The organism is Cupriavidus sp. GW822-FHT02D05 (assembly GCF_058802485.1).
Genome location: NZ_JBXAOE010000003.1, coordinates 354,245 through 375,255 on the forward strand (window position 1 = coordinate 354,245; position 21,011 = coordinate 375,255).

14 protein-coding genes are annotated in these 21,011 nt (G+C 66.5%); 5 read left to right on the top strand and 9 right to left on the bottom strand.

What is annotated here, in order from left to right:
- Positions 1-110: 110 nt before the first annotated feature.
- The gene (locus AC1RQK_RS06450; RefSeq protein WP_492808089.1) at positions 111-776 is read right to left on the bottom strand and encodes a TetR/AcrR family transcriptional regulator; all 666 of its coding nucleotides are present in this window, start codon (positions 774-776) and stop codon (positions 111-113) included.
- Between the two features lie 217 nt (positions 777-993).
- On the opposite strand from AC1RQK_RS06450, the gene AC1RQK_RS06455 reads away from it, so the two are divergent.
- Genes AC1RQK_RS06455 through AC1RQK_RS06465 form a run of 3 tightly spaced genes read left to right on the top strand, consistent with a single transcriptional unit; the run spans position 994 to position 7,475 of the window.
- Positions 994-2,724 carry an AMP-binding protein gene (locus AC1RQK_RS06455; RefSeq protein WP_492808090.1) on the top strand — a complete coding sequence of 577 codons (1,731 nt, stop codon included), beginning with the start codon at positions 994-996 and terminating at the stop codon, positions 2,722-2,724.
- Positions 2,725-2,775: 51 nt separating this feature from the next.
- A complete protein-coding gene (locus tag AC1RQK_RS06460) occupies positions 2,776-6,114 on the top strand; it encodes an acetyl-CoA carboxylase family protein (protein ID WP_492808092.1) in 3,339 nt (1,112 codons plus the stop codon).
- Between the two features lie 20 nt (positions 6,115-6,134).
- Positions 6,135-7,475 carry a branched-chain amino acid ABC transporter substrate-binding protein gene (locus tag AC1RQK_RS06465; RefSeq protein WP_492808094.1) on the top strand — a complete coding sequence of 447 codons (1,341 nt, stop codon included), beginning with the start codon at positions 6,135-6,137 and terminating at the stop codon, positions 7,473-7,475.
- A gap of 8 nt (positions 7,476-7,483) precedes the next feature.
- Here the strand turns inward: AC1RQK_RS06465 and AC1RQK_RS06470 are convergent, their stop codons facing one another.
- Together AC1RQK_RS06470 and AC1RQK_RS06475 are read right to left on the bottom strand one after the other, a co-directional pair.
- Entirely contained in the window at positions 7,484-8,677 is a 1,194-nt protein-coding gene (locus AC1RQK_RS06470) for an aminopeptidase (protein WP_492808096.1), read from the bottom strand.
- A 5-nt stretch (positions 8,678-8,682) separates the two neighbouring features.
- Positions 8,683-10,851, bottom strand: a complete 2,169-nt coding sequence (locus AC1RQK_RS06475; protein WP_492808097.1) for a molybdopterin-containing oxidoreductase family protein — start codon at positions 10,849-10,851, stop codon at positions 8,683-8,685.
- Positions 10,852-11,163: 312 nt separating this feature from the next.
- On the opposite strand from AC1RQK_RS06475, the gene AC1RQK_RS06480 reads away from it, so the two are divergent.
- Positions 11,164-12,333, top strand: coding sequence for an ABC transporter substrate-binding protein (locus AC1RQK_RS06480; protein ID WP_416049761.1), 1,170 nt, complete (start codon positions 11,164-11,166; stop codon positions 12,331-12,333).
- 54 nt (positions 12,334-12,387) lie between these two features.
- Here AC1RQK_RS06480 and AC1RQK_RS06485 read toward each other — a convergent pair whose 3' ends face one another.
- The 5 genes from AC1RQK_RS06485 to AC1RQK_RS06505 all read right to left on the bottom strand — a co-directional run bounded on the left by AC1RQK_RS06485 (position 12,388) and on the right by AC1RQK_RS06505 (position 18,188).
- Complete coding sequence (locus AC1RQK_RS06485) at positions 12,388-13,452, bottom strand: ABC transporter ATP-binding protein (protein ID WP_416049762.1); 1,065 nt, start codon at positions 13,450-13,452, stop codon at positions 12,388-12,390.
- The gene (locus tag AC1RQK_RS06490) at positions 13,449-14,447 is read right to left on the bottom strand and encodes an ABC transporter ATP-binding protein (protein WP_492374461.1); all 999 of its coding nucleotides are present in this window, start codon (positions 14,445-14,447) and stop codon (positions 13,449-13,451) included. Before AC1RQK_RS06490 ends, AC1RQK_RS06485 begins: the two co-directional genes overlap by 4 nt.
- A 21-nt stretch (positions 14,448-14,468) precedes the next feature.
- Positions 14,469-15,386: an ABC transporter permease gene (locus AC1RQK_RS06495; protein ID WP_492374462.1), complete on the bottom strand. Its 918-nt coding sequence runs from the start codon at positions 15,384-15,386 to the stop codon at positions 14,469-14,471.
- Between the two features lie 4 nt (positions 15,387-15,390).
- Positions 15,391-16,368, bottom strand: coding sequence for an ABC transporter permease (locus AC1RQK_RS06500; RefSeq protein WP_006163472.1), 978 nt, complete (start codon positions 16,366-16,368; stop codon positions 15,391-15,393).
- A gap of 233 nt (positions 16,369-16,601) precedes the next feature.
- Complete coding sequence (locus tag AC1RQK_RS06505) at positions 16,602-18,188, bottom strand: ABC transporter substrate-binding protein (protein ID WP_043349901.1); 1,587 nt, start codon at positions 18,186-18,188, stop codon at positions 16,602-16,604.
- Between the two features lie 311 nt (positions 18,189-18,499).
- On the opposite strand from AC1RQK_RS06505, the gene AC1RQK_RS06510 reads away from it, so the two are divergent.
- Complete coding sequence (locus AC1RQK_RS06510; RefSeq protein WP_492374464.1) at positions 18,500-19,693, top strand: M20 aminoacylase family protein; 1,194 nt, start codon at positions 18,500-18,502, stop codon at positions 19,691-19,693.
- Positions 19,694-19,700: 7 nt separating this feature from the next.
- On the opposite strand, the gene AC1RQK_RS06515 is transcribed toward AC1RQK_RS06510, so the two are convergent.
- Positions 19,701-20,531 (bottom strand): DUF3047 domain-containing protein, encoded by an 831-nt coding sequence (locus AC1RQK_RS06515; RefSeq protein WP_492808101.1) that lies wholly within the window; start codon positions 20,529-20,531, stop codon positions 19,701-19,703.
- Positions 20,532-21,011 lie beyond the last annotated feature (480 nt).

The following is a 21,011-nucleotide window of genomic DNA, read 5'->3' on the forward strand; positions in this document are numbered from 1 at the left end:
CCTCTGGACCTTCCTCATCGTCTGACGTGAAGTTTAGCGCACAGTTCAACCCGGACTGGGGAATTCCCCTAGCGGCTTGCGCCAGGCCGCTACGAAAAGCCTTGCCGAAGTCAGGCGTTCACCGGCAACACCATCTTCATCATGCTCGTGGCCAGCTCTTCCGCCAGCGCCTGCGCCTCCATGCGCTCGGGCTGGTGCCAGGTGTACATGAAGCCAACCACGCTGCCGATCGCATGGGCGGTCACGCGCGCGTCGCCATAGCTGAACACGCCCGTGCGCTTGCCTTCCTCCAGCAGCGCATAGAGGTCGCGGTAAAAGGCGCGCGCCATATTGCGCAGCCACGTCACCGTTTCCGGCCGCAGGTACTGGTTGTCGCGAAAGCTGAGCGTGGCGGGCACGTAGCAGGCAATGCAACGCCGCGCCATTTCCAGCAGGCAGGTATGCAGGCGCTCGCGCACCGGCAGCGCCGGGTCGGCGGTCTCGCGGATGACCGGCAGGCAGGTCTGCGCGGACTCGCGGCACAAGATGTCGAAGATCTCGTACTTGTCGGTGAAGTAGTAGTACACCGCCGGCTTGGTCACGCCCAGCGCGCGGCACAGGTCGTTCATCGTCATGCCGGGATAGCCCTTGGTATAGAACAGCTGGGCAGCGGCATCGAGGATCTGGCGGCGGCGCGCTTCCTGCCGCTCGGCGATATGCGAGCGGGCAGGTACGGCGTCCGGAGCGATCTCCGGAGCGGCCTCGGCGGCGGGAGCGGTTTTCTGTGCAGTCGGCATGACGCGATTCTCGCATGGCGCCGTGGCTGGAAGGCCCGGCAGTCCGTTTTGGCGTTGACCCGCTCCCCCTGAAACCTGGATTCACGCGGGCGGCACCTGGCTTGACGCATGACGGCAATGCCAATACGATCATACCCAAGGGTAAACAAATATACCAAAGAGTAAATTTCGCCAGCCCAAGCCGGCTTGGCGGCCCATCAGCAAGGAGACACCGCCAATGGACGAAACGACCTACCTGGCCGACATGCATGCGCGCTGGCAGCGCGCATGGCCCGAGCGCACCCCGCGCACGCCGCAATATCCGCTGGGGCGCCAGCCGCTCACGGACATGCTGCGCCACTGGGGCCGCACCCGGCCAGACCGCCCCGCGGTGATCTTCTACGGCCACGAAACCACCTACGCGGAGCTGGACGCGCAGAGCGAGCGCTGCGCCGCGCTGCTGGCAGCACACGGCGTCGGCGCCGGTGACCGCGTGGCGGTGCTGATGCCGAACTGCCCGCAGTTCCACATCGTGTTCTTCGGCATCCTCAAGCTGGGCGCCGTGTACGTGCCGATCAGCCCGCTCTCGCAGCGCGCCGAGTTGCAGCACGCGCTCACCGACAGCACGCCGCGCGCGCTGATCGCGCTGGACCAGTTGGTGCCGCTGGTGCGCGAAACGCGCGCCGCGCTGGGCGCGCAGGATCCGCTCGCCCTGCTGTTTTCGACCAGCTTTGCCGACGTGATTCCCACCGAGCCCACATTGCCGCTGCCGCCCATGGTGCAGGCCCCGCGCCATGACTGCGAAGCGGACGGCCACGCCATCGACCTGCTGTCCGCGATGGCGGCGTGCACGCACGCAGCCCCTGCCACACCGGCCTCGCTCGATGCCGTGGCCGCGCTCAACTACACTGGCGGCACCACGGGCCTGCCCAAGGGCTGCATCCACACCCAGGGCGATATGGTGGACATGGCGGCCGCGTTCGGCGCGGTCTCGCTCGACATCGCCGACGACAGCGTCATGCTGGGCTTCTTCCCCGAGTTCTGGATCGCGGGCGAAAACCTCTGCCTGATCTTCCCCGCCTTCTTTGGCATCCCACTGGTGCTGCTTGCGCGCTGGGATCCCGAGACCTTCATGGCGGCGGTGCAGCGCTACCAAGTCACCAACGCGTCGATGCTGGTGGACAACGCGGTGGAGGTAATGGAGCACCCGCGCGCGGCGCAGTACGCATTGCGCTCGCTGCGCTACGTGGGCGTATCGTCCTTCGTCAAGAAGCTCAACCTGCCTTATCGCCGCGCGTGGCAGGCGCTGACCGGCTCGGTCATCGCCGAGACCGCCTGGGGCATGACCGAGACGCAAACCTGCAATACCTTTGCCTACGGCATGCAGGACGATGACCTGGACCTGCGCGCCCAGCCCATCTTTGTCGGCCTGCCCGTGCCCGGCACCGAGTTCAAGATCTGCGACTTCGCCAGCGGCGAGCTGCTGCCGCCGGGCGCCGAGGGCGAGCTGTGCGTGCGCACGCCGACCCTGCTCAAAGGCTACTGGAACAAGCCCGACGCCACGCGCGAGTCGCTGCGCGACGGCTGGTTCCACACAGGCGACATCGGCCTGATCGACGAGCACGGCTATCTGCACTACCTGGGCCGGCGCAAGGAGATGCTCAAGGTCAACGGCATGAGCGTGTTCCCGGCCGAGATCGAGGCGCTGCTGGGCCAGCATCCGGCCATTCTCGGCTCGGCGGTGCTGGGCCGCGCGGATGAGGACCGCGGCCAGTTGCCGGTGGCCTTTGTCATGCTCAAGCCCGAAGCCATCGGCACGGTGGACAACGCGGCGCTGGTGCAATGGTGCCGCGCCAACATGGCCGTCTACAAGGTGCCGCTCGTGCATATTGTCGACGCCCTGCCGCTGACCGCCACGGGCAAGGTGCGCAAGCAGGACCTGGCGCCGCTGGCCGAGCAGCTTGGCTGATCCCGCGATGCCCTTCCCTATGAAATCCGCCACACTTACCTTCTTCGCATCATGACGTTCCGCAAGCTACTGATCGCCAATCGCAGTGAAATCGCCATCCGCATCGCCCGCGCCGCCGCCGCAATGGGCCTGGAAAGCGTGGCGCTTTATAGCGAGGACGATCGCGACGCCCTCCACGTGCGCAAGGCCGATGGCGCGGTGGCGCTGCCCGGCACCGGCCCGCGCGCCTACCTCGATATCGCGCAGGTAGTGGAAGCCGCGCGCCGCAGTGGCTGCGACGTGGTCCACCCGGGTTACGGCCTGTTGTCCGAGAACGCGGAGTTTGCCCAGGCCTGCCTGGATGCCGGCCTGGCCTTCGTCGGCCCCGCACCCGACGTGCTGCGCCTGTTCGGCGACAAGGCGCGCGCGCGCGCGCTGGCGCACGAGTGCAACGTGCCGGTGGTGCCGGGCTCCACCGGGCCGACGACGCTGGAAGCGACGCATGCGTTCTTTGCCTCGCTGCAAGCGCCAGGCAAGGCGGCCGGCATGATGATCAAGGCGCTGGCCGGCGGCGGCGGGCGCGGCATGCGCGCGGTGCACGCGGCAGCGGACATCGACGAGGCTTATGCCCGCTGCGTCTCCGAGGCCACGGCTGCGTTCGGCAACGGTGCCGTCTACGTGGAGCGCATCGTGCATGCACCGCGCCATATCGAGATCCAGGTGGTGGCAGATGCGGCCGGCGGCGTGATCGCCCTGGGCGAGCGCGAATGCAGCCTGCAGCGCAGGCACCAGAAGCTGGTTGAAGTGGCACCCAGCCCTTCGCTCGATGCTGGCATGCGTGCGCGCCTGGCCCAGGCCGCGATCACGCTGGCGCGCGCCAGCGCCTATCGCGGCATCGGCACCTTTGAGTTCCTGCTGGGTGCGGATGCTGCGAATGGTGCGGATGGCGAGTTCTGGTTCATGGAGGCCAACCCGCGCCTGCAGGTGGAGCACACCGTCACGGAAATGGTGACCGGCGTGGACCTGGTCCAGCTGCAGCTGGCCATTGCCGCCGGGCAGGATCTCGGCCACCTCGGGCTGGCGCAGGCGCCCGCGCCGCGCGGCATCGCGGTGCAGTTGCGCATCAACGCCGAGCACCTCGACGCGCAGGGCCAGTTGCGCCCCGCCAGCGGCCGCATCGATGCCTACGAGCCGCCCAGCGGCCCCGGCGTGCGCGTCGATAGCGCGGGCCATGCCGGCATGACGGTCAATCCGCGTTTCGACTCGCTGCTGGCCAAGCTGATCGTGCATGAGCCCGGCGGCAACTACGCGCGCGCGCTGGCCCAGGCTTATCGGGCGCTGTGCGAGTTCCGCATCGAAGGCATCGACACCAACCGCAGGCTGCTGCAGGACCTGCTGCTGCGCGACGATGTGCGGCGTAACGCAGTCCACACGCAGTACCTGGACGCGGCGCTACCGGCCCTCGCTGCGCAGTCGCAGGGCAGCGATCCCGGCCATCCGGCGCTGCATGCGGTGGCCGCGGCCAGCGGCCCGCAAGCGCTCGCATCCACGCTGCCGGACGACCTGCCCGAGGATGCCGAGCTGCTCAGCGCACCTATGGATGGCGCGCTGGCAGCGGTGCAGGTGCGCCCCGGCGACCGCGTGCGGCGCGGCCAATCGCTGGCCATCATCGAAGCCATGAAGATGGAGCACCCGCTGGAAGCGCCAGGCGCGGGCGAAGTGCTACGCGTGCTGGCCGCGCCCGGCGACGTGCTGCGCGCGGGCGCACCGGTGATCGTGCTGTCGCTGGATGAAGGCGGCCATCATGGGGCGCATGCCGGCGCCGCCGTGGATCCCGCCCATATCCGCGCGGACCTGCGCGACGCCCTGGCCCGCCACGCGCTCACGCAGGACGCGGCCCGCCCGCAGGCGGTGGACAAGCACCATGCCCGCGGCGGGCGCACCGCGCGCGAGAACATCGCCCAGCTGTGCGATGCCAACTCATTCATCGAGTACGGCGCGCTTGCCATCGCCGCGCAGCGCCAGCGCCGCAGCGTGGAAGACCTGGAGCGCGCGACGCCCGCCGATGGCATCGTCACCGGCATCGGCACCGTCAACGCCGGACGCTTCCCGGCCACGGATGCGCGCTGCATGGTGCTGGCGTACGACTACACGGTGCTGGCCGGCACCCAGGGCTTCTACGGCCACAAGAAGCTGGACCGCATGCTGGCGCTGGCGCGCCAGTGGCGCCTGCCGGTGGTGCTGTTCGCCGAAGGCGGCGGCGGGCGGCCCGGAGACACTGACACCCCGGTGGTGGCAGGGCTGGATTGCACGTCCTTCATCCAGTTCGCGCGGCTGTCCGGCCAGGTGCCGCTGGTGGGCATCGTCTCCGGGCGCTGCTTTGCCGGCAATGCCGCGCTGCTAGGCTGCGCCGACGTGATCATCGCCACGCGCAACGCCACCATCGGCATGGGCGGCCCGGCCATGATCGAAGGCGGTGGGCTCGGCGTGTTCGCTCCGGAGGAAGTCGGCCCGGTGAGCGTGCAAGCACCCAACGGCGTGATCGACGTGCTGGTCGACGACGAGATAGCGGCGGTGGAGACGGCGCGCCGCTACCTGTCCTATTTCCAGGGCGACCTGCCCGACTGGGAGGCCGGCGATGCGCGCGCGCTGCGCCACCTGATCCCTGAGAACCGGCTGCGCAGCTACGACATGCGCAGCGTGCTCGCGGCGCTGGCCGATCACGACTCCGTGCTGGAACTGCGCGCCGCCTTTGGCGCGGGCATCATCACCGCGCTGATCCGCATCGAGGGCCGCGCCTTCGGCTGCATCGCCAACAACCCGCGGCACCTGGGCGGCGCCATCGATGCCGCGGCCGCCGACAAGGCCGCGCGCTTCATGCAGCTATGCGATGCGCACGGCTTACCCATCGTCTCGCTGTGCGACACGCCTGGCTTCATGGTGGGACCGGAGGCGGAGAAGACCGCCACGGTGCGGCACGTCTCGCGCCTGTTCGTCACCGCCGGCGCGCTGCGCGTGCCCTTCTTCACCGTGGTGCTGCGCAAGGGCTATGGCCTCGGCGCGCAAGCCATGGCGGGCGGCAGCTTCAGCGCGCCGTTCTTTACCGCAGCCTGGCCCAGCGGCGAGTTCGGCGCGATGGGCATCGAGGGCTCGATCCGGCTGGGTTTTCGCAAGGAACTGGAAGCGGTGGCCGACCCGGACGAGCGCGAAGCCTTGTTTGCGCGCATGATCGAGGGCGCCTACCAGCGTGGCCGAGCGCTTAATATGGCTAGCCACCTGGAAATCGACGCCGTCATCGACCCGGCCGACACACGCCACTGGCTGCTGCGCGGCCTGGCCTCCGCGCTCCCGGCATCGGCCGCGCGCGATACGCCGGCGGCCGGATCGCGCCGTTTCATCGACACGTGGTGACAAGCAGAAGGAGAGGATCGATGTCCCATGACTTGAGGCACGCGCCACGCGCCGCCGCCAGGATCGCCGCGCTGGCGTGTGGCGTGTTCATGCGCAGCGTCGCCGTTGCCGCGCTCGCGCTGGCCGGCGCGCTGCCGCTACAGGCCCAGGAAAAGGCGCAGGAAAAAAAGCAGGACGCCGCCGCACCCATCAAGGTGGCGTTCATCGACCAGTTGTCCGGGCCGCTGGCCAACGTGGGCCAGATCTTCCAGGCCAACCTGAAGTTCGCGCTCGACGACGCCAACGCCCAAGGCGGCGTGCTCGGGCGCAACTACGCGCTGGTGAGCTACGACAACAAGCTCTCTGCGCAGGAAAGCCTCATCGCGCTGCAAAGCGCGATCGACGCCGGCGTGCAAGTGGTGTTCACCGGCGCATCTGGCTCGCCGGTGGTCACGGCGCTGGTGGAGGCCGTCAACCGGCACAACGAGCGCAACCCCGGGCAGCGCGTGCTGATCATGAACTACGCCTCGCTCGACCCCGACCTGACGGGCGCGCGCTGCAGCTTCTGGCACTTCGCCACCGAGGCGAACACGGCAATGAAAATGCGCGCGCTGGCCAATTTCGCGCGCGAGCAAAAGGGCATGCGCAAGGTCTACCTGCTCAACCAGGATTACACCCAGGGCCGCATCTGGGCAGCACTGGGCCGGCAGATGATCGCGGGAGCGCGGCCCGACGTGCAGTTCGTCGGCGAGGCGCTGCACCCGCTGGCGCGAGTCAAGGACTTCGCGCCGTACATGAGCCGGATCAAGGAAAGCGGCGCCGATACCGTGGTCACGGGCAACTGGGGCCAGGACCTCAGCCTGCTGATCAAGGCCGGCGGCGAGGCCGGCTACGAACTGAACTACCTGAACCATAGCGGCGGCGGCGCGCCCGGCACGGTGCTGGCCGTGTCGCAGGCAAAGAACGCGCACCTGACCTGGGTGGCCGAGTACCTGCCCAACGGCGACGATCCGGTGCTGGCTGCGCTGGCGGCGCGGGTCAGGCAAACCCCGGCGGGCGAGTACTTCGCCCCGCGCGTGCTGATCGCCGTGCAAATGCTCAGCGAGGCGATTCGCCGCGCCAGATCCGACGACCCGACCAGCATCGCGTTTGCGCTCGAGGGCATGCAGTACCGCTCGCCCGTTGGCGACGTGCTGATGCGCAGGAGCGATCACCAGTTGCTGTTGCCGCAGGTGGTCTCGACCATTGCGCCGGTGGACGGCAAGACCGTCAAGGTTGGCGTGGAAGGCACGCAGTACGGCTTCCGCCTCGACAGCACGACGGCAGGGGGAGGCCTGAACCTGCCCTCTGTCTGCCGGATGAAGCGCCCAACGGGCACCTAGTCAGTCCATCAAGGCTTGGCACCCGCCGCGGGCGCGGATGGCATGTCGGGCGCGCCGCTGGCGCGTGCCGCGCCGATCGCGGCCCCTACCGCGGTCCCGCTTTCGCCGGCGGTCAACGCGTCGCCGCCACTGGCCGGCGGCGCCAGCTGGCGCAGGCGGGCGTCGCGTTCGGCGCGCGGCAGATCGCCGATGCGCCGGACCTCGGCATAGAACGCGGTCCAGTCGCCACCGTTTTGCGCCAGGAGCACCGTGAAAGCCGGCACCCATTGCTGGTAGGTCGCCACCGCGGCAAGCTGCGCATTGGTCAGCGGCCGCTCGAACCAGCGATCGTAGCCGCTGTAGCCGCCCCACTCTTCCTTGAGCTTCGCATAGCGCGCACGCAGGCCGGCGAAGATTTCCGTCTTGCCCGCGCGCTTGGCATCGTCTGACAGGGGCGAGTGATAGAGCGCATCGAGGCGATCGCGCGCGTCCAGCAGCATCGCGCGAAATTGCTGGCGGCGCAGGTCGTACTGGCGGTAGCTGGCGCGGGCATCGGGCGACGCCGCGAGCGCCAGCCAGCGCTCCACCCCGGCCGTTTCCACCGCGGTGGCAAAAGACTCGTTGAAGGTGGTGTCATTGCGCACATAGACCACCTGGTGCGCCAGTTCGTGGAAGATCAGCCGTGCCAGCTCGCCTTCGGGCTGGTAGACGAAGGTATTGAGCAGCGGGTCGTCGAAATAGCCCAGCGTGGAATACGCCGGGATGCCGGCGACATACGGCTCCAGGCCCTCCTTGCGCAGGCCCTGCGCATAGCCGTCGGCATCTTCCTGCGCGTAATAGCCGCGGTAACTGATGCAGCCCACCACCAGGAAGCACCACTTGTGCAGTTCCATCGACAGCTCGGGGGTGGCGAACACGCTCCACACCACATACGACCGGTGCAGGTTGGCGTAGCGCCGGTAGCTGCCGTTGTCCGGCAGCTTCAGCTCATGCGAAGCAAAGTCGCGGATGGTGCCGGCGAGGGCCAGGCGCTGAGCCAGCCGCGTGTCCTTGGCTTGCTGGGCCGCGGCAATGGCGTCGGGCAATGGCCGGGAATCCGCCATCACCCCAAGGTGGCCGCCGATCGACTGCGCGTAGTAGCCGACCGTGTCGCAGCCGGACAGCAGCGCGGCAAGCCCCAGTGCAGCCAGGGCTTGAAGCGTGCGTGCCGGGCGCAGGTTCATGGTGGCTAGGCGGTGGCGGTGGCGGTGGCGGTGGCGGTGGCGGTGGCGGTGGCGGTGGCGGCGGCCGTGGCCGTGGCCGTGGCCGTGGCCGGTGCAGCTTCCACTTGCACCAGGCAATCGTAGAACACCGGCGCACGGCCCAGGTCGGTCAGCCGCTGGCTGGTGAGCTCGTTGGCGTTCTTGCCATCCGGCGCCAGCTTCTTCCACCAGATCGACAGCCCCACCACCAGCCCGCGCCGGGCCCGGTCGGTCACGCGCGCCCGCGCCAGCATGCTGCCGCGGTCGTTGAAGGCGCGCACCATGCTGCCACTGGCGATACCGCGCGGGGCGGCGTCATCAGGATGGATGTCCAGGTGCGGCTCGCCTTCGGTGGCGCGCAGGCTGTCGACGTTGACGAACGAGCTGTTGAGGAAATTGCGCGCCGGCGGCGAGATCATCGCCAGCGGATAGCGCGCAGCCAGTTCCGGCGCGGTCGCGGGGGTCTCGTACGGGGGCACGTAGTCGGGCAAGGGATCGAGGCCGTCGCGGCGCATAATCTCCGAGTAGAACTCGCACTTGCCGGACGCCGTGGCAAAGCCGCCTTCGGCGAGCGGCGCCGCCGGCAGGTTGAGCTTTTGCCAGCCCTGTGCCTTGAGGGACTCCCAACTGATGCCTGCCGCGCGCGGGTCCGTGGCCACGATGGCCTGGGCGGCGATATCCTCGTCGCTATCGGCAAAGCACGGCTCGGCAAAGCCCATGCGCTGGGCCAGGCGGCGGAAGATCTCGGTGTTGGGCACGGCCTCGCCCAGCGGCGCGATGGCCTGGTTGTTGGCCAGGAAGTACGTATGGCCGTAGGCCTTGTGCACATCCACGTGCTCGAGCTGGGTGGTGGCCGGCAGCAGGATGTCGGCGTAGTCAGCCGTATCGGTGCGGAACTGCTCCAGCACCACGGTGAACAGGTCCTCACGGGCGAAGCCTTCGGCCACCTTGGTCGACTGCGGCGCTACCGCCACCGGGTTGCTGTTGTAGACCACCAGCGCCTCGATCTTCGGGTTGCCCGCGCCGTCACCGGCATCCAGCAGCGCGTCACCGATGGTGCTCATGTTGACCGTGCGCGGCAGCGCCGGCAGGCCCGGCAGCAGGTCCGGGCGCTGTAGCGCCAGGTTGTCCACCGGGAAGAAGCCCGATGTGGACAGCTGCAGGCCCCCGGCCGCGTGGCGCCAGGCCCCCACCAGCGACGGCAGGCAGGCCACAGCGCGCACCGCCTGGCCGCCGCCGTGCGAACGCTGCATGCCATAGTTCAGGCGGATCGCCACCGGCTGGCGCTCGCGCACCGCGAGTTGCCCGTAGAGGCCGGCCAGCCATTCGATGTCATCCACGCTGACGCCACAAATCTCGGCCGCGCGCTGCGGGGTGTAGGCCTGGGCGCGCTCGCGCAGCGCCTCGAAGCCCACCGTGTGGCTCGCGATGTACTCAAAGTCGAGCAGGCCGTCGCGCATCAGCACGTGCATCATCGCCAGCGCCAGCGCGCCGTCGGTGCCGGGCATCAAGGCGATGTGGCGATGGCATTTCTCGGCAGTCAGCGAGCGGTACGGGTCGATCGCCACCAGGGTGGCGCCACGCCGCTTGGCTTGCTGCACCCGCGTCCAGAAATGCAGGTTGGAGGCGATGGGGTTGCCGCCCCAGATGATGATGAGCTTGGCATCGGGCACATGCTCGATATCCATGCCGATGCTGGCGCCATAGGTGTAGCGCAGCGCGGTGGCACCGGCGCTGGCGCAGATCGTGCGGTCAAGCAGCGAGGCGCCCAGCTTGTGAAAGAAGCGCGCCGCCATGCTCTCGCCCTGCACTAGCCCCATGGTGCCGGCATAGCTGTACGGCAGGATGGCCTGCGGGTCGCGCGCGGCGATGGCAGACAAGCGCGTGGCCACGGTGTCCAGCGCCTCGTCCCAGGAAATCGGCTCGAACTTGCCTTCGCCCTTGCGGCCGACCCGCTTCATCGGCGTCAGCAGGCGGTCGGGGTGGTAAGTGCGGTCCGTGTAGCGCGACACCTTGGTGCACAGCACGCCCTGGGTGCCGGGATGGTCGGGATCTCCCGCCACCTTGGTCGCGCGGCCGTCTTCAACGGTGACGAGCAAGGCACAGGTATCAGGACAATCGTGCGGGCAAGCGGCACGGACGATGCGGGAAGCCATGGATTCTCCTGGCAAGCAATTGGGGACGGGCGGCGCGACTGCCATGGGGCAGCAGCATTGGGGCGGCTGAGCGGCCACACGCGGCGGGGCCTGGTCACCGTGCAGAAAGGCCGTTGCCGGACTAGCCTGGTGGCGTCGCGTGTTGTATGCCGGCGTCGCCCCGACGGGCACCGCCGGGGGAAATTGTTAGGCTCCGATTGTATTCGATTATGATAGCCCGACGCTGCGCCAGGGGATGGCGCCAGGGCAGCGCCGGCACAGACCGGCAAGGCATTCACGGGTAAAGAACACACCGTTTTTCACGGGGAAACCATGCAAGTGCATTCTGGGGTCAGGGCCTGGCGCATTGCCGGCCTGCTGGTGGCATGCGCCATCGGCTCATTCGTTGCCAATGCCAGCGCCGAGAACGGCGTCAGCGCGGACACCATCCTGCTGGGCCAGTCGGCTGCGCTCACCGGGCCTACCGCCATGCTAGGCAAGCAGCTCAATTCTGGCGCGCAGCTCTACTTCGACTACATCAACCAGCACGGCGGCATCTACGGCCGCAAGATCGAGCTCAAGGTGCTGGACGACTTCAACGAGCCGGAATCCGCCGCCAAGAATACCCGCGCGCTGATCGACGAGGACCACGCCTTCGCGCTGTTCGGCTACGTCGGCACGGAGACCGGCGAGGCCTCGCTGCCGCTGGCCACCCAGGCCAGGGTGCCGTTCTTCGCGCCCTACAGCGGCGCCCAGTCGCTGCGCGAGCCGTTCAACCGCTATGCCTTCCACGTGCGCGCCGGCTTCAACGAGGAAGCCGCGGCCATCCTGCGCCAGGTCCGCGTCACCGGCCTCAAGCGGGTCGCCGTGGTCTACAACGAGGACGCCTACGGCAAGGCCGGCCTGGAAGCGCTCGAGCGCGCCCTCAAGGCCGCGCCCGACAGCGGCGTGCAGATCGTCGCCCGCGAGGGCGTGGTGCGCAATACGGTGGAGATCGGCGACGCCATGCAGGGCTCCATGAAGTCCAAGCCCGACGCGGTGGTGATGATCAACGCGTACCGGACCACTGGTGCCTTCGTGAAGGAAGCGCTGCGCCGCGGCTTCAATGGCCAGTTCTATAACGTCTCGTTCGTCGGCACCCAGGCACTCGCCAAGGAAGTCGGCGCCAAGGGCAGCGGCGTGATCATCTCGCAAGTCATGCCCCACCCAGGCAATGCCACGCTGCCGGTGGTGCGCGAATACCTGCGCCTGCTGCAGGCGGCCGGCAAGCCCAACGAGTTCGACTACGCCAGCATCGAAGGATTCATCGCCGCCAAGGCCTTTGTCGAAGGCACGCGCCGCGCCGGCAAGGACCTCACCCGCGAAAAGCTGATCACCGCGCTGGAAAGCATGAGAAACGTCGACCTCGGCGGCTACATCATCAACTTCAGCCCGGACAGCCACGTCGGCTCGAAATTTGTCGAGATGACCATCATCAACTCGCGGGGGCAGGTCATCCGCTGATGGGCACATGGCCCGTCTCGCGCACGCGTGAGACGGGCCATGTGCTGACAGCACCTACGCCATGTCGTTCAGGTGGCAAGCCGAAAACCGCATCGGCGCGATTTCCTTCAACAACGGCTGCTCCTCCCGGCAACGCGGCATCGCGTGCGGGCAGCGCGGATGGAAATGGCAACCCGGCGGCGGATTCAGCGGCGAAGGGATCTCGCCCTTGATCGCGACGAAGGTCTTCTTGCCCACTTCCAGCTTCGGGGCCTCGGCCAGCAGCGCCTGCGTGTAGGGATGGTTGGGGCTGGCGAAGACATCTTCCGCCGGCGCCGACTCCACCACCCGCCCCAGGTACATGATCACCACCCGGTCGCTGATGTGCTTGACCACGCCCAGGTCATGGCTGATGAACAGGTAGGTCAGGTTCAAGTCCTGCCGCAAGCGCATGAAGAGATTCAGCACCTGCGCCTGGATCGAGACATCCAGCGCCGCCACCGACTCATCGCACACCAGGAATTCCGGCTTGACCGCCAGCGCACGCGCTATGCCGATGCGCGCGCGTTGCCCGCCCGAGAACTGGTGCGGAAAGCGCCGCAGCACGGTGGGGTCCATGCCCACGCGCACCAGCATGTCTTCCACGTAGCGCTTCTGCTCGCTGGCCGGCACCATGCCGTGCACGACCGGCGCCTCGCCAACGATATCCATCACGCGCAGGCGCGGATTCAGCGATGCATACGGATCCTGGAAGATCATCTGGATCGCCAGCTGCTTCTCGCGCTTCTTTTCCGGCGGCAGGCGGTCCAGGTCAACGCCCCGCCACAAGCGTGAGCCTTCGGTCAGCGAATGCAGGCCCACCGCCATGCGGCCCAGCGTGGACTTGCCACAGCCGGACTCGCCGACGAGGCCCACCACCTCGCCCGCGCGAATGGACAGGTCGACCCGGTCGACCGCATGCACTACCTCCTCCTTCGCCCCAGCGCCGAAGAGATTGGCGATCTTGGCTGCGGCGTCGAGCGATTTGACGAAGCGCTTGGACACGCCTCGCAACTCGAGGATGGGCGCGTTGGGCGTGGGTTCCGCGCTGGAATCAGTTGTCATGGCGGCGAGGGCGGGATCAACAACGGCGGCGCTCATGCGGCCTCCTGCTGGGAGAGAACCGGATGAAAGCAGCGCAGGCGGCGCCCGTCTGCCGCGGTGTCGAGCGGCGGCGCGGTCTTGCACACATCGGTAGCGTAAGCGCAGCGCTCGCGGAAAGCACAACCGGCCGGCAGGTTCAGCAACGATGGCGTCATGCCGGGAATCTGCCGCAGCGGCGCGCCACGCGGGTTGCGCGACGGCGCGGAGCTGATCAGGCCGTGCGTGTAGGGATGCTCGGGCCGCTCCAGCACCTGGCGCACATCGCCGGCTTCGACGATCTTGCCCGCGTACATCACACACACGGTATCGGCCAGGCCGGCCACCACGGACAGGTCGTGGGTAATCCAGATCAGCGCGGTGCCGGACTCGCGGCACAGCTTCTGCATCTCGTACAGGATCTGGCCCTGGATGGTTACGTCCAGCGCGGTGGTGGGCTCGTCGGCGATGATCAGGTCGGGCTTGTTCAGCAGCGCGATGGCAATCGCCACGCGCTGGCGCATGCCGCCCGAGAACTGATGGGGATAGGCGCGCAGGCGCTCGTCCGGCGAAGGAATGCCGACGCGTGCCAGCGCGTTGCGGGAGCGCTCGCGCGCCACCGCCTTGTCGACCTTCTCATGCGCCAGCACGGCTTCGATCATTTGCGTGTCGATGCGCAGGACCGGGTTCAACGTCATCATCGGATCCTGGAAGATCATCGCGATGCGGTTGCCGCGCACATCGCGCATCTGGGCCGGCGTGAGGTTGCGCAGGTCGCGCGTGACGCCGTCGCGGCTGGTCAGCTCGATGCGGCCATCCACCACTTTGCCGGGCGGATCGATCAGGCCCATGATCGAGTAGCCGGTCATCGACTTGCCCGATCCGGACTCGCCCACCAGGCCCATGATCTCGCCTCGATCAACCGAGAACGAGACATCGTCGACGGCGCGCGCGACACCGCCGCGCGTGAAAAACTGGGTCTTGAGGCCTTCCACCACAAGGGTCGGTTTGCTCATATTCGCTCCTGTCGTGCTGCGTTACTGCGTTTGCAGGCGCGGATTGAGTACATCGCGAAGCTGGTCGGCGACCAGGTTCATGGCCACGATGGTGACCACCAGCGCAATGCCCGGGAAGAAGCTGATCCAGTACTTGCCGGACAACATGTATTGCTGTCCGTTGGCGATCAGCGAACCCAGCGACGGCTCGGTAATGGGCACGCCCAGGCCAAGGAAGGACAGCGTGGCCTCCAGCGTGATGGCGGACGCCACCTGCAGTGCCGCGATCACGATCAGGGGCGGCAGGCAGTTGGGCAGCAGGTGGCGGAACATGATCCGCCCCGGCGGCAGGCCCAGGCAGGTGGCGGCCTCGATATATTCCTTGCGCCGCTCCACAAGCGCCGCGCTGCGGGTGGTGCGGGCGTAGTAAGCCCACTGCACCGCCACCAGCGCGATCACGATATTGCCGATGCCGGGCCGCAGGAACGCCAGCAGGATCAACGCCAGCAGGATGGGCGGAAACGACAGCTGCAGGTCGGCCACGCGCATGATGATGGCCTCGACGCGGCCGCCGAGGAAACCGGCGATCAGGCCGAGCGTGGCACCCAGCAGCAGCGCGATCACGGTGCTGACCACGCCCACGCCGATGCTGATGCGCAGGCCGTACATCACGGCCGAGAGAATGTCGCGGCCCTGCTCGTCCGAGCCAAGCAGGAAGGTCATGCCACTGCCGGACTGCTCGCCCGGGGCCATGCGCGCATCGAGCACGTCGAGCGTAGCGAGGTCATACGGGTTCTGCGGCGACAGCCAGGGCGCCAACAGCGCGATCAGCAAGATGATGATCAGCAAGGTCAGGCCGGTCACGGCGATCTTGCTCGAGAAAAACTGGCTGGCGAAGCGCCGCAGCGGGGTCTGCTCGGCTAGCGGCGGGGCCACGGTGGTTTCGGTTGCGGTTGTCATGAGCTCAGCCCTTGTTGTCGGCGATACGCACGCGCGGATCGAGCACGCTGTAGATGATGTCCACCAGCAGGTTGATCAGGATGAACAACGTCACGATCACCATCAGGTAGGCCACGATGACCGGCCGGTCGAGCAACTGGATGGAATCGATGATCAGCTTGCCCATGCCGGGCCAGGCGAAGATCGATTCGGTCACGATGGCAAAGGCGATGATCGAGCCGAACTGCAGGGCAATCACCGTGACGATGGGGATCATGATGTTCTTGAGCACGTGCACGCCCACGATGCGCGTATTCGACAGGCCCTTGGCCCGCGCGAACTTTACGTAATCCATCAGCATCGCTTCCTGCGTGCCGGCCCGCGTGAGACGGATCACCATGGCGATATTGAGCAGCGACAGCGTCACCGCCGGCAGCAGCAAGTGGCGCAGGCCGTCCACCGTCAGGAAGCTGACGGGGATGCCTAGCAGCGAGGTGGTTTCACCGCGCCCGTTGGACGGCAGCCAGCCCAGTTGCACCGCGAACACCATGATCAGCATCAGCCCGACCCAGAAGGTGGGCAGCGAGAAGCCGAGGATGGAAACACCCATGATGGTCTTGCCAGCCACGCCGCCAGGACGCAGGCCCGCCCACAGCCCGAGCGGGATGCCGAGCAGCACGGCCAGCAGGATGGCGCACACGGCCAGTTCCATGGTGGCCGGCATGCGCTCGAAGATCAGCTTGAGCGCGGGCGTGCCGTGCGCGAACGAGGTGCCAAGGTCCCCGTGCAGCGCGTTGCGCAGGAAGATCCAGTATTGTTCCCAGAGGGGCTTGTCGAGTCCGAGCGCCGCGATGGTGCGCTTGATGTCTTCCTGGTCGGCCTGAGGATTGATCAGGATATCGACCGGGTTGCCGATGGCAAAGACGCCCAGGAAAACCAATAGCGACATGACGAAGAGCACGACTACGCTCTGCATCAGGCGCCGAATAATGAAAACCAGCATGTTCGGAAGCTTTCCTTCGCCGATGACAGGCCACGGCGCCTGTGGGCGCCGCCTGGCTGCACCGGCAGTCGGCTCGTGGCTAGGCCCGGCTACCGTCCGGGGATGATTCGCCGGGAAGCGGCCACCCAGACCGCGGACGCTTCCCGCTTTTACCTGCAGATGATCTTGTGTCCGGGGAGCGCGACATTGTGGTCGTGCTCCCCGGCCTCACCGCTACCGCCCAAGGCTTCGCTTCACTGCGGCTTGAAATTGTGTGCGTACGTGCGTTCGTCGGTACGCGGCACGTATGTGATGCCCTTCTGGGTGGCCCAGGTGGTCACCTGCTGGTGGATCGGGATGATACCGCCATCGTTGATGGCGATCGCGGTAGCTTCCTGCAGCAGCTTGGAACGCTCGCCGTCATCCACGGTGGCCAGCGCCTTTTCCAGCACCACGTCCATCTTGGGATTGCAGTACTCGCCCCAGTTGGTCGTGCCAAAGCCCTTCTTCGGATCCTCGCACGCCAGCAGCGCGCGCAGCGGCGAGCTCACTTCGCCGGTTTGCGCACCCCAGCCCAGCAAGCCGAACGAGAATTCGTGCTTGATACCCTTGGAAGAATAGGTTGCCATCGGCATCCCCTCTACCTTGGTCGCAATGCCGATGCGGGTCAGGTTCTGCGCAATGGTCTGAGCGATCTTCTCGTCGTTGACGTAGCGGTTGTTCGGCGTGTGCAGGGTGATGCCGAAACCGTTCGGATAGCCCGCCTCGGCCAGCAGCTTCTTGGCGCCTTCCGGGTCGTACTTGACCGTCTTCAGGTTCGGGTTGTAGCCGAACAGGGTGGGCGGCACCAGGTTGTTGGTCGGCTCGGCGAGGCCTTCCATCAGGCGGTCCTTGATGCCCTGGCGGTTGATGGCCATGCTGATGGCATTGCGCACACGCGCATCCTTCAGCGGGTTCTTGTCCATCGGCGCGCCTTCCTTGGTGGTGACAAAAGGCGACTTGTCTTTCTTGTCATCGGTGTACAGGTAGATCACGCGATGCGAGATCTTGGAGAAGAAGGACAGCTTCGGATCCTTGCGCACCTGCGGCAGGTCCGGCGTCGGCACGTTCTCGATCGCCTGCACGTCGCCGGACAACAGCGCTGCCATGCGGGTGGCGGGGTTCGGGATGAAGCGCAGCGTCACCTTGTCCCAGGCGGGCTTGGGGCCCCAATAGTCGGGGTTCTTCACCAGCTCGACCCGGTCGTCGCGCGCGTAGCTGACGAACTTGAAGGGGCCGGTGCCGATCATGCCCTTGCCTTGCGCGAAGTCGTCCGAGGTCAGGCCCTGCGTGGCCTTCTTCTGCACGATGAAGATCGACGTCAGGTCGTTCAGCATCAGCGGGTACGGCGTGTTGGTGGTGAGCTGGATGGTGTACTTGTCGATCACCTTCTTGTTGATGATCGCCTTGGTGTAGACGTCGAACTTGCCCGGGCTGTTCTGGATGGTGGACGGACGCTCGAGCGACCAGACGATATCGTCGGTGGTGAGCTCCGAGCCGTCGTGGAACTTCACGCCCTTACGGATCTTGAATTCCCAGGTCAGGTTGTTCACCAGCTTCCAGGACTCGGCCAGGCCGGGAATGATCTTGCTGTCCGCATCCATCTTCACCAGGCACTCGAACATGTGCTCGGAGACGTTGATGTTGGAGAACAGGTTGTAGAAGTGCGGATCCATCGAGGTCGGGGGCGAACTCATGGCCAGCTTGAAATCGACCGCGTGGGCCTGGCTGGCAAAACCGAAGCTCATGGCCGCGGTTACCACCATGGCACCGAATGCCTTCTTGCATGTGCGAAGGGACATCGCGCAATTCTCCAGGGAAGAAATGTAGCAAATGACTACTAAGGGCAGCGCAGGCAAATCAGGCCATGCGCCGCATTTTGGTGCGGCCACGGACGCAACAGGCGGCAACGTTGCCAGGCAAGCACATCAAGCATGAACTGTTCCAGCACTGCACCATGCGGGGCAATGCGGGGAAACCCCCGCGCTGGTTGGCGGTGATGCGCTGCGGGAGCGCCGGTGAAAGTGGCGGAAGTGTCGTGCCGGGCGCCTGTTTTGGCGCTTTGGACTAAGGCGTCGTATGATCGGGGTATCCATCGCCCTCAACTGGCATCATGACACTCATCCCCGAAATTCTTCAGGCGCAGCCTGAAATCCGCGGCATCCGACGCGACATCCATGCCCATCCGGAGCTTTGCTTCAAGGAGGAACGGACTTCCGACGTGGTGGCGCAGAACCTCGCTGCCTGGGGCATCGAGGTCCATCGCGGCCTTGGCACCACGGGCCTGGTCGGCGTGATTCGCAACGGCAGCAGCAAGCGCAGCATCGGCCTTCGCGCCGACATGGATGCCCTGCCGCTGCAGGAGGCCAACACCTTCGGCCACCGCTCACAGCACGACGGCCGCATGCATGCCTGCGGCCATGACGGCCACACCGCAATGCTGCTAGGTGCGGCACGCTATCTGGCCGAGCACCGGAATTTCGATGGCACCATCAACCTGATCTTCCAGCCGGCCGAAGAAGGCGGAGGCGGCGCGCGCGAGATGATCAAGGATGGCCTGTTCGAGCGCTTCCCGTGCGATGCCGTGTTCGGCATGCACAACTGGCCCGGCATGCCGGCCGGCAGCTTTGGCACCACCGCCGGCCCGCTGATGGCGTCGAGCAATGAATTCCGCATCGTCGTGCGCGGCAAGGGCGCGCATGCTGCGTTGCCGCACAACGGCAACGACCCGGTCTTCACCGGTGCGCAGATCGTGTCCGCGCTGCAGGGCATCATTACCCGCAACAAGCGCCCGATCGATGCCGCCGTGATCTCGGTCACGCAGTTCCACGGCGGCGATGCCACCAACATCGTGCCGGACCAGGTCTGGCTCGGCGGCACGGTGCGCACCTTCACGCTGCCGGTGTTGGACCTGATCGAGCGCCGCATGGAGGAAGTCTCCAAGGCGGTTGCGAGCGCCTTCGATTGCACCGTGGATTTCGAATTTCACCGCAACTATCCGCCCACCGTCAACAGCGCAGCGGAAACCGCGTTCGCCGTCGAAGTGGCGAGCGAGCTGGTAGGCGCGGGCAATGTCGACGGCAAGATCGAGCCGACCATGGGCGCCGAGGACTTCTCCTTCATGCTGCTGGAAAAGCCCGGGTGCTACCTGTTCATCGGCAATGGCGAAGGCGTACACCGCGAAGCCGGCCACGGCCTTGGTCCCTGCATGCTGCACAACCCCAGCTACGACTTCAACGACGAGATCCTGCCGGTCGGCTCGACCTTCTTCGTGAAGCTGGCGGAGAAGTGGCTCGCGCCGGCTTGAGCGCGCATCAGTCCAGCGCGATGTCGCCGTACCAGCTTTCGGCGCGGCTCCTGGTGTTGTCGGTATCGGTCATGAGGCCGATCGCCACCACCTTGCCCGGATCGGCCCCGAAGGCCTTGCGATAGTCGGCGCGCAGGTCGCGCCGGTGGCAACGCCATTCGCCGGTATGCCGGGGACCGGAGTCGACCACGATCATCCGCACACGCTCAGTGTGCGGATTCGACACCACGGATCCTTCAGGCTTGCGCCCGCCCCAGATGTACATCAACGTCGCATAAGGCATCTCTCGCCCCGTTGTCAGCCGCGCCATTTCGTACATCAGTTGATCCTTTAACGAGAGGCTGCCTTTGTCGCCATCGAAGGCGACGAAGATGCGCAGCGGCGAGTCCTCGCGCGGGGCCAGTGAGTTGTCAGCGCTACGGATGACGTCGCGCGTTTTCCATGTCCAGTTCAGCATGCCCGGGTCGCGCCCGACCAGTGGTACGTACAGGCCGGATGCAGAACTGTCGGCTTCGGCATGCAACACCATGCGTTGGTCGACTTCTGTCAGGGTATAGCGCGTGGGAATTTTGTTGCGATTGACGGTCCAGGGCTGCCAGCCTGCCGGCTTGCTAAGCCCGCTTGGTGTCGCGGAGAATAAGGGCAGGCGCTTCAGCGTAGGGTGCTCTTCCGGCTCGCTGGACTCGGCATGATCGGCTTCGGCTGGGTCCTGGCTCGTTGCGATCAGGCCCGCTGTCGCGCTCTCGGCGGAAACCGGCGTCTGCGCCGGTTCGGCTAGCCTGAGCTGCTCAATGTGCGCAGCAAAACTGCCACAGTCGTTCGACGAGAGCGCAGCCATGGCGCCGGGCCCCGACAGCGGGATTGGTCCCCGCGGCGGGGACACCGTTCCGAGTGTGCCGCAACCCGTCAAAGCAAGCACACCTACCACGCTGGTCAGTACCAACAGGCAAAATCTGGCCGCCATTCGCCCCCCAAACCTGGATGCCACCGCCTGGTCACGCCTGTTGGCGCGCATCGGCCCGGACTTATTTCAATCTTTCGAACTGCATCAATGCATCGAACCGCGTCACGCCGGACCAAGCCGGAGCTTGAGGCAAACGGTAACAGAAGGATATGGGCGAAGGAAGGCTCGGGTACCCTGACGCGGGGATTCCCGGTGTGGCGACAGCGCTGTTTCCGTCGCTACTTCGATTGCACTTTCGATCGCGCAAAAGCAAAACCCCCCAGTACTTTCGTACTGGGGGGTTTCAAGGGAGAGCCTGGCGATTACCTACTTTCACACGGGTATCCGCACTATCATCGGCGTGGAGTCGTTTCA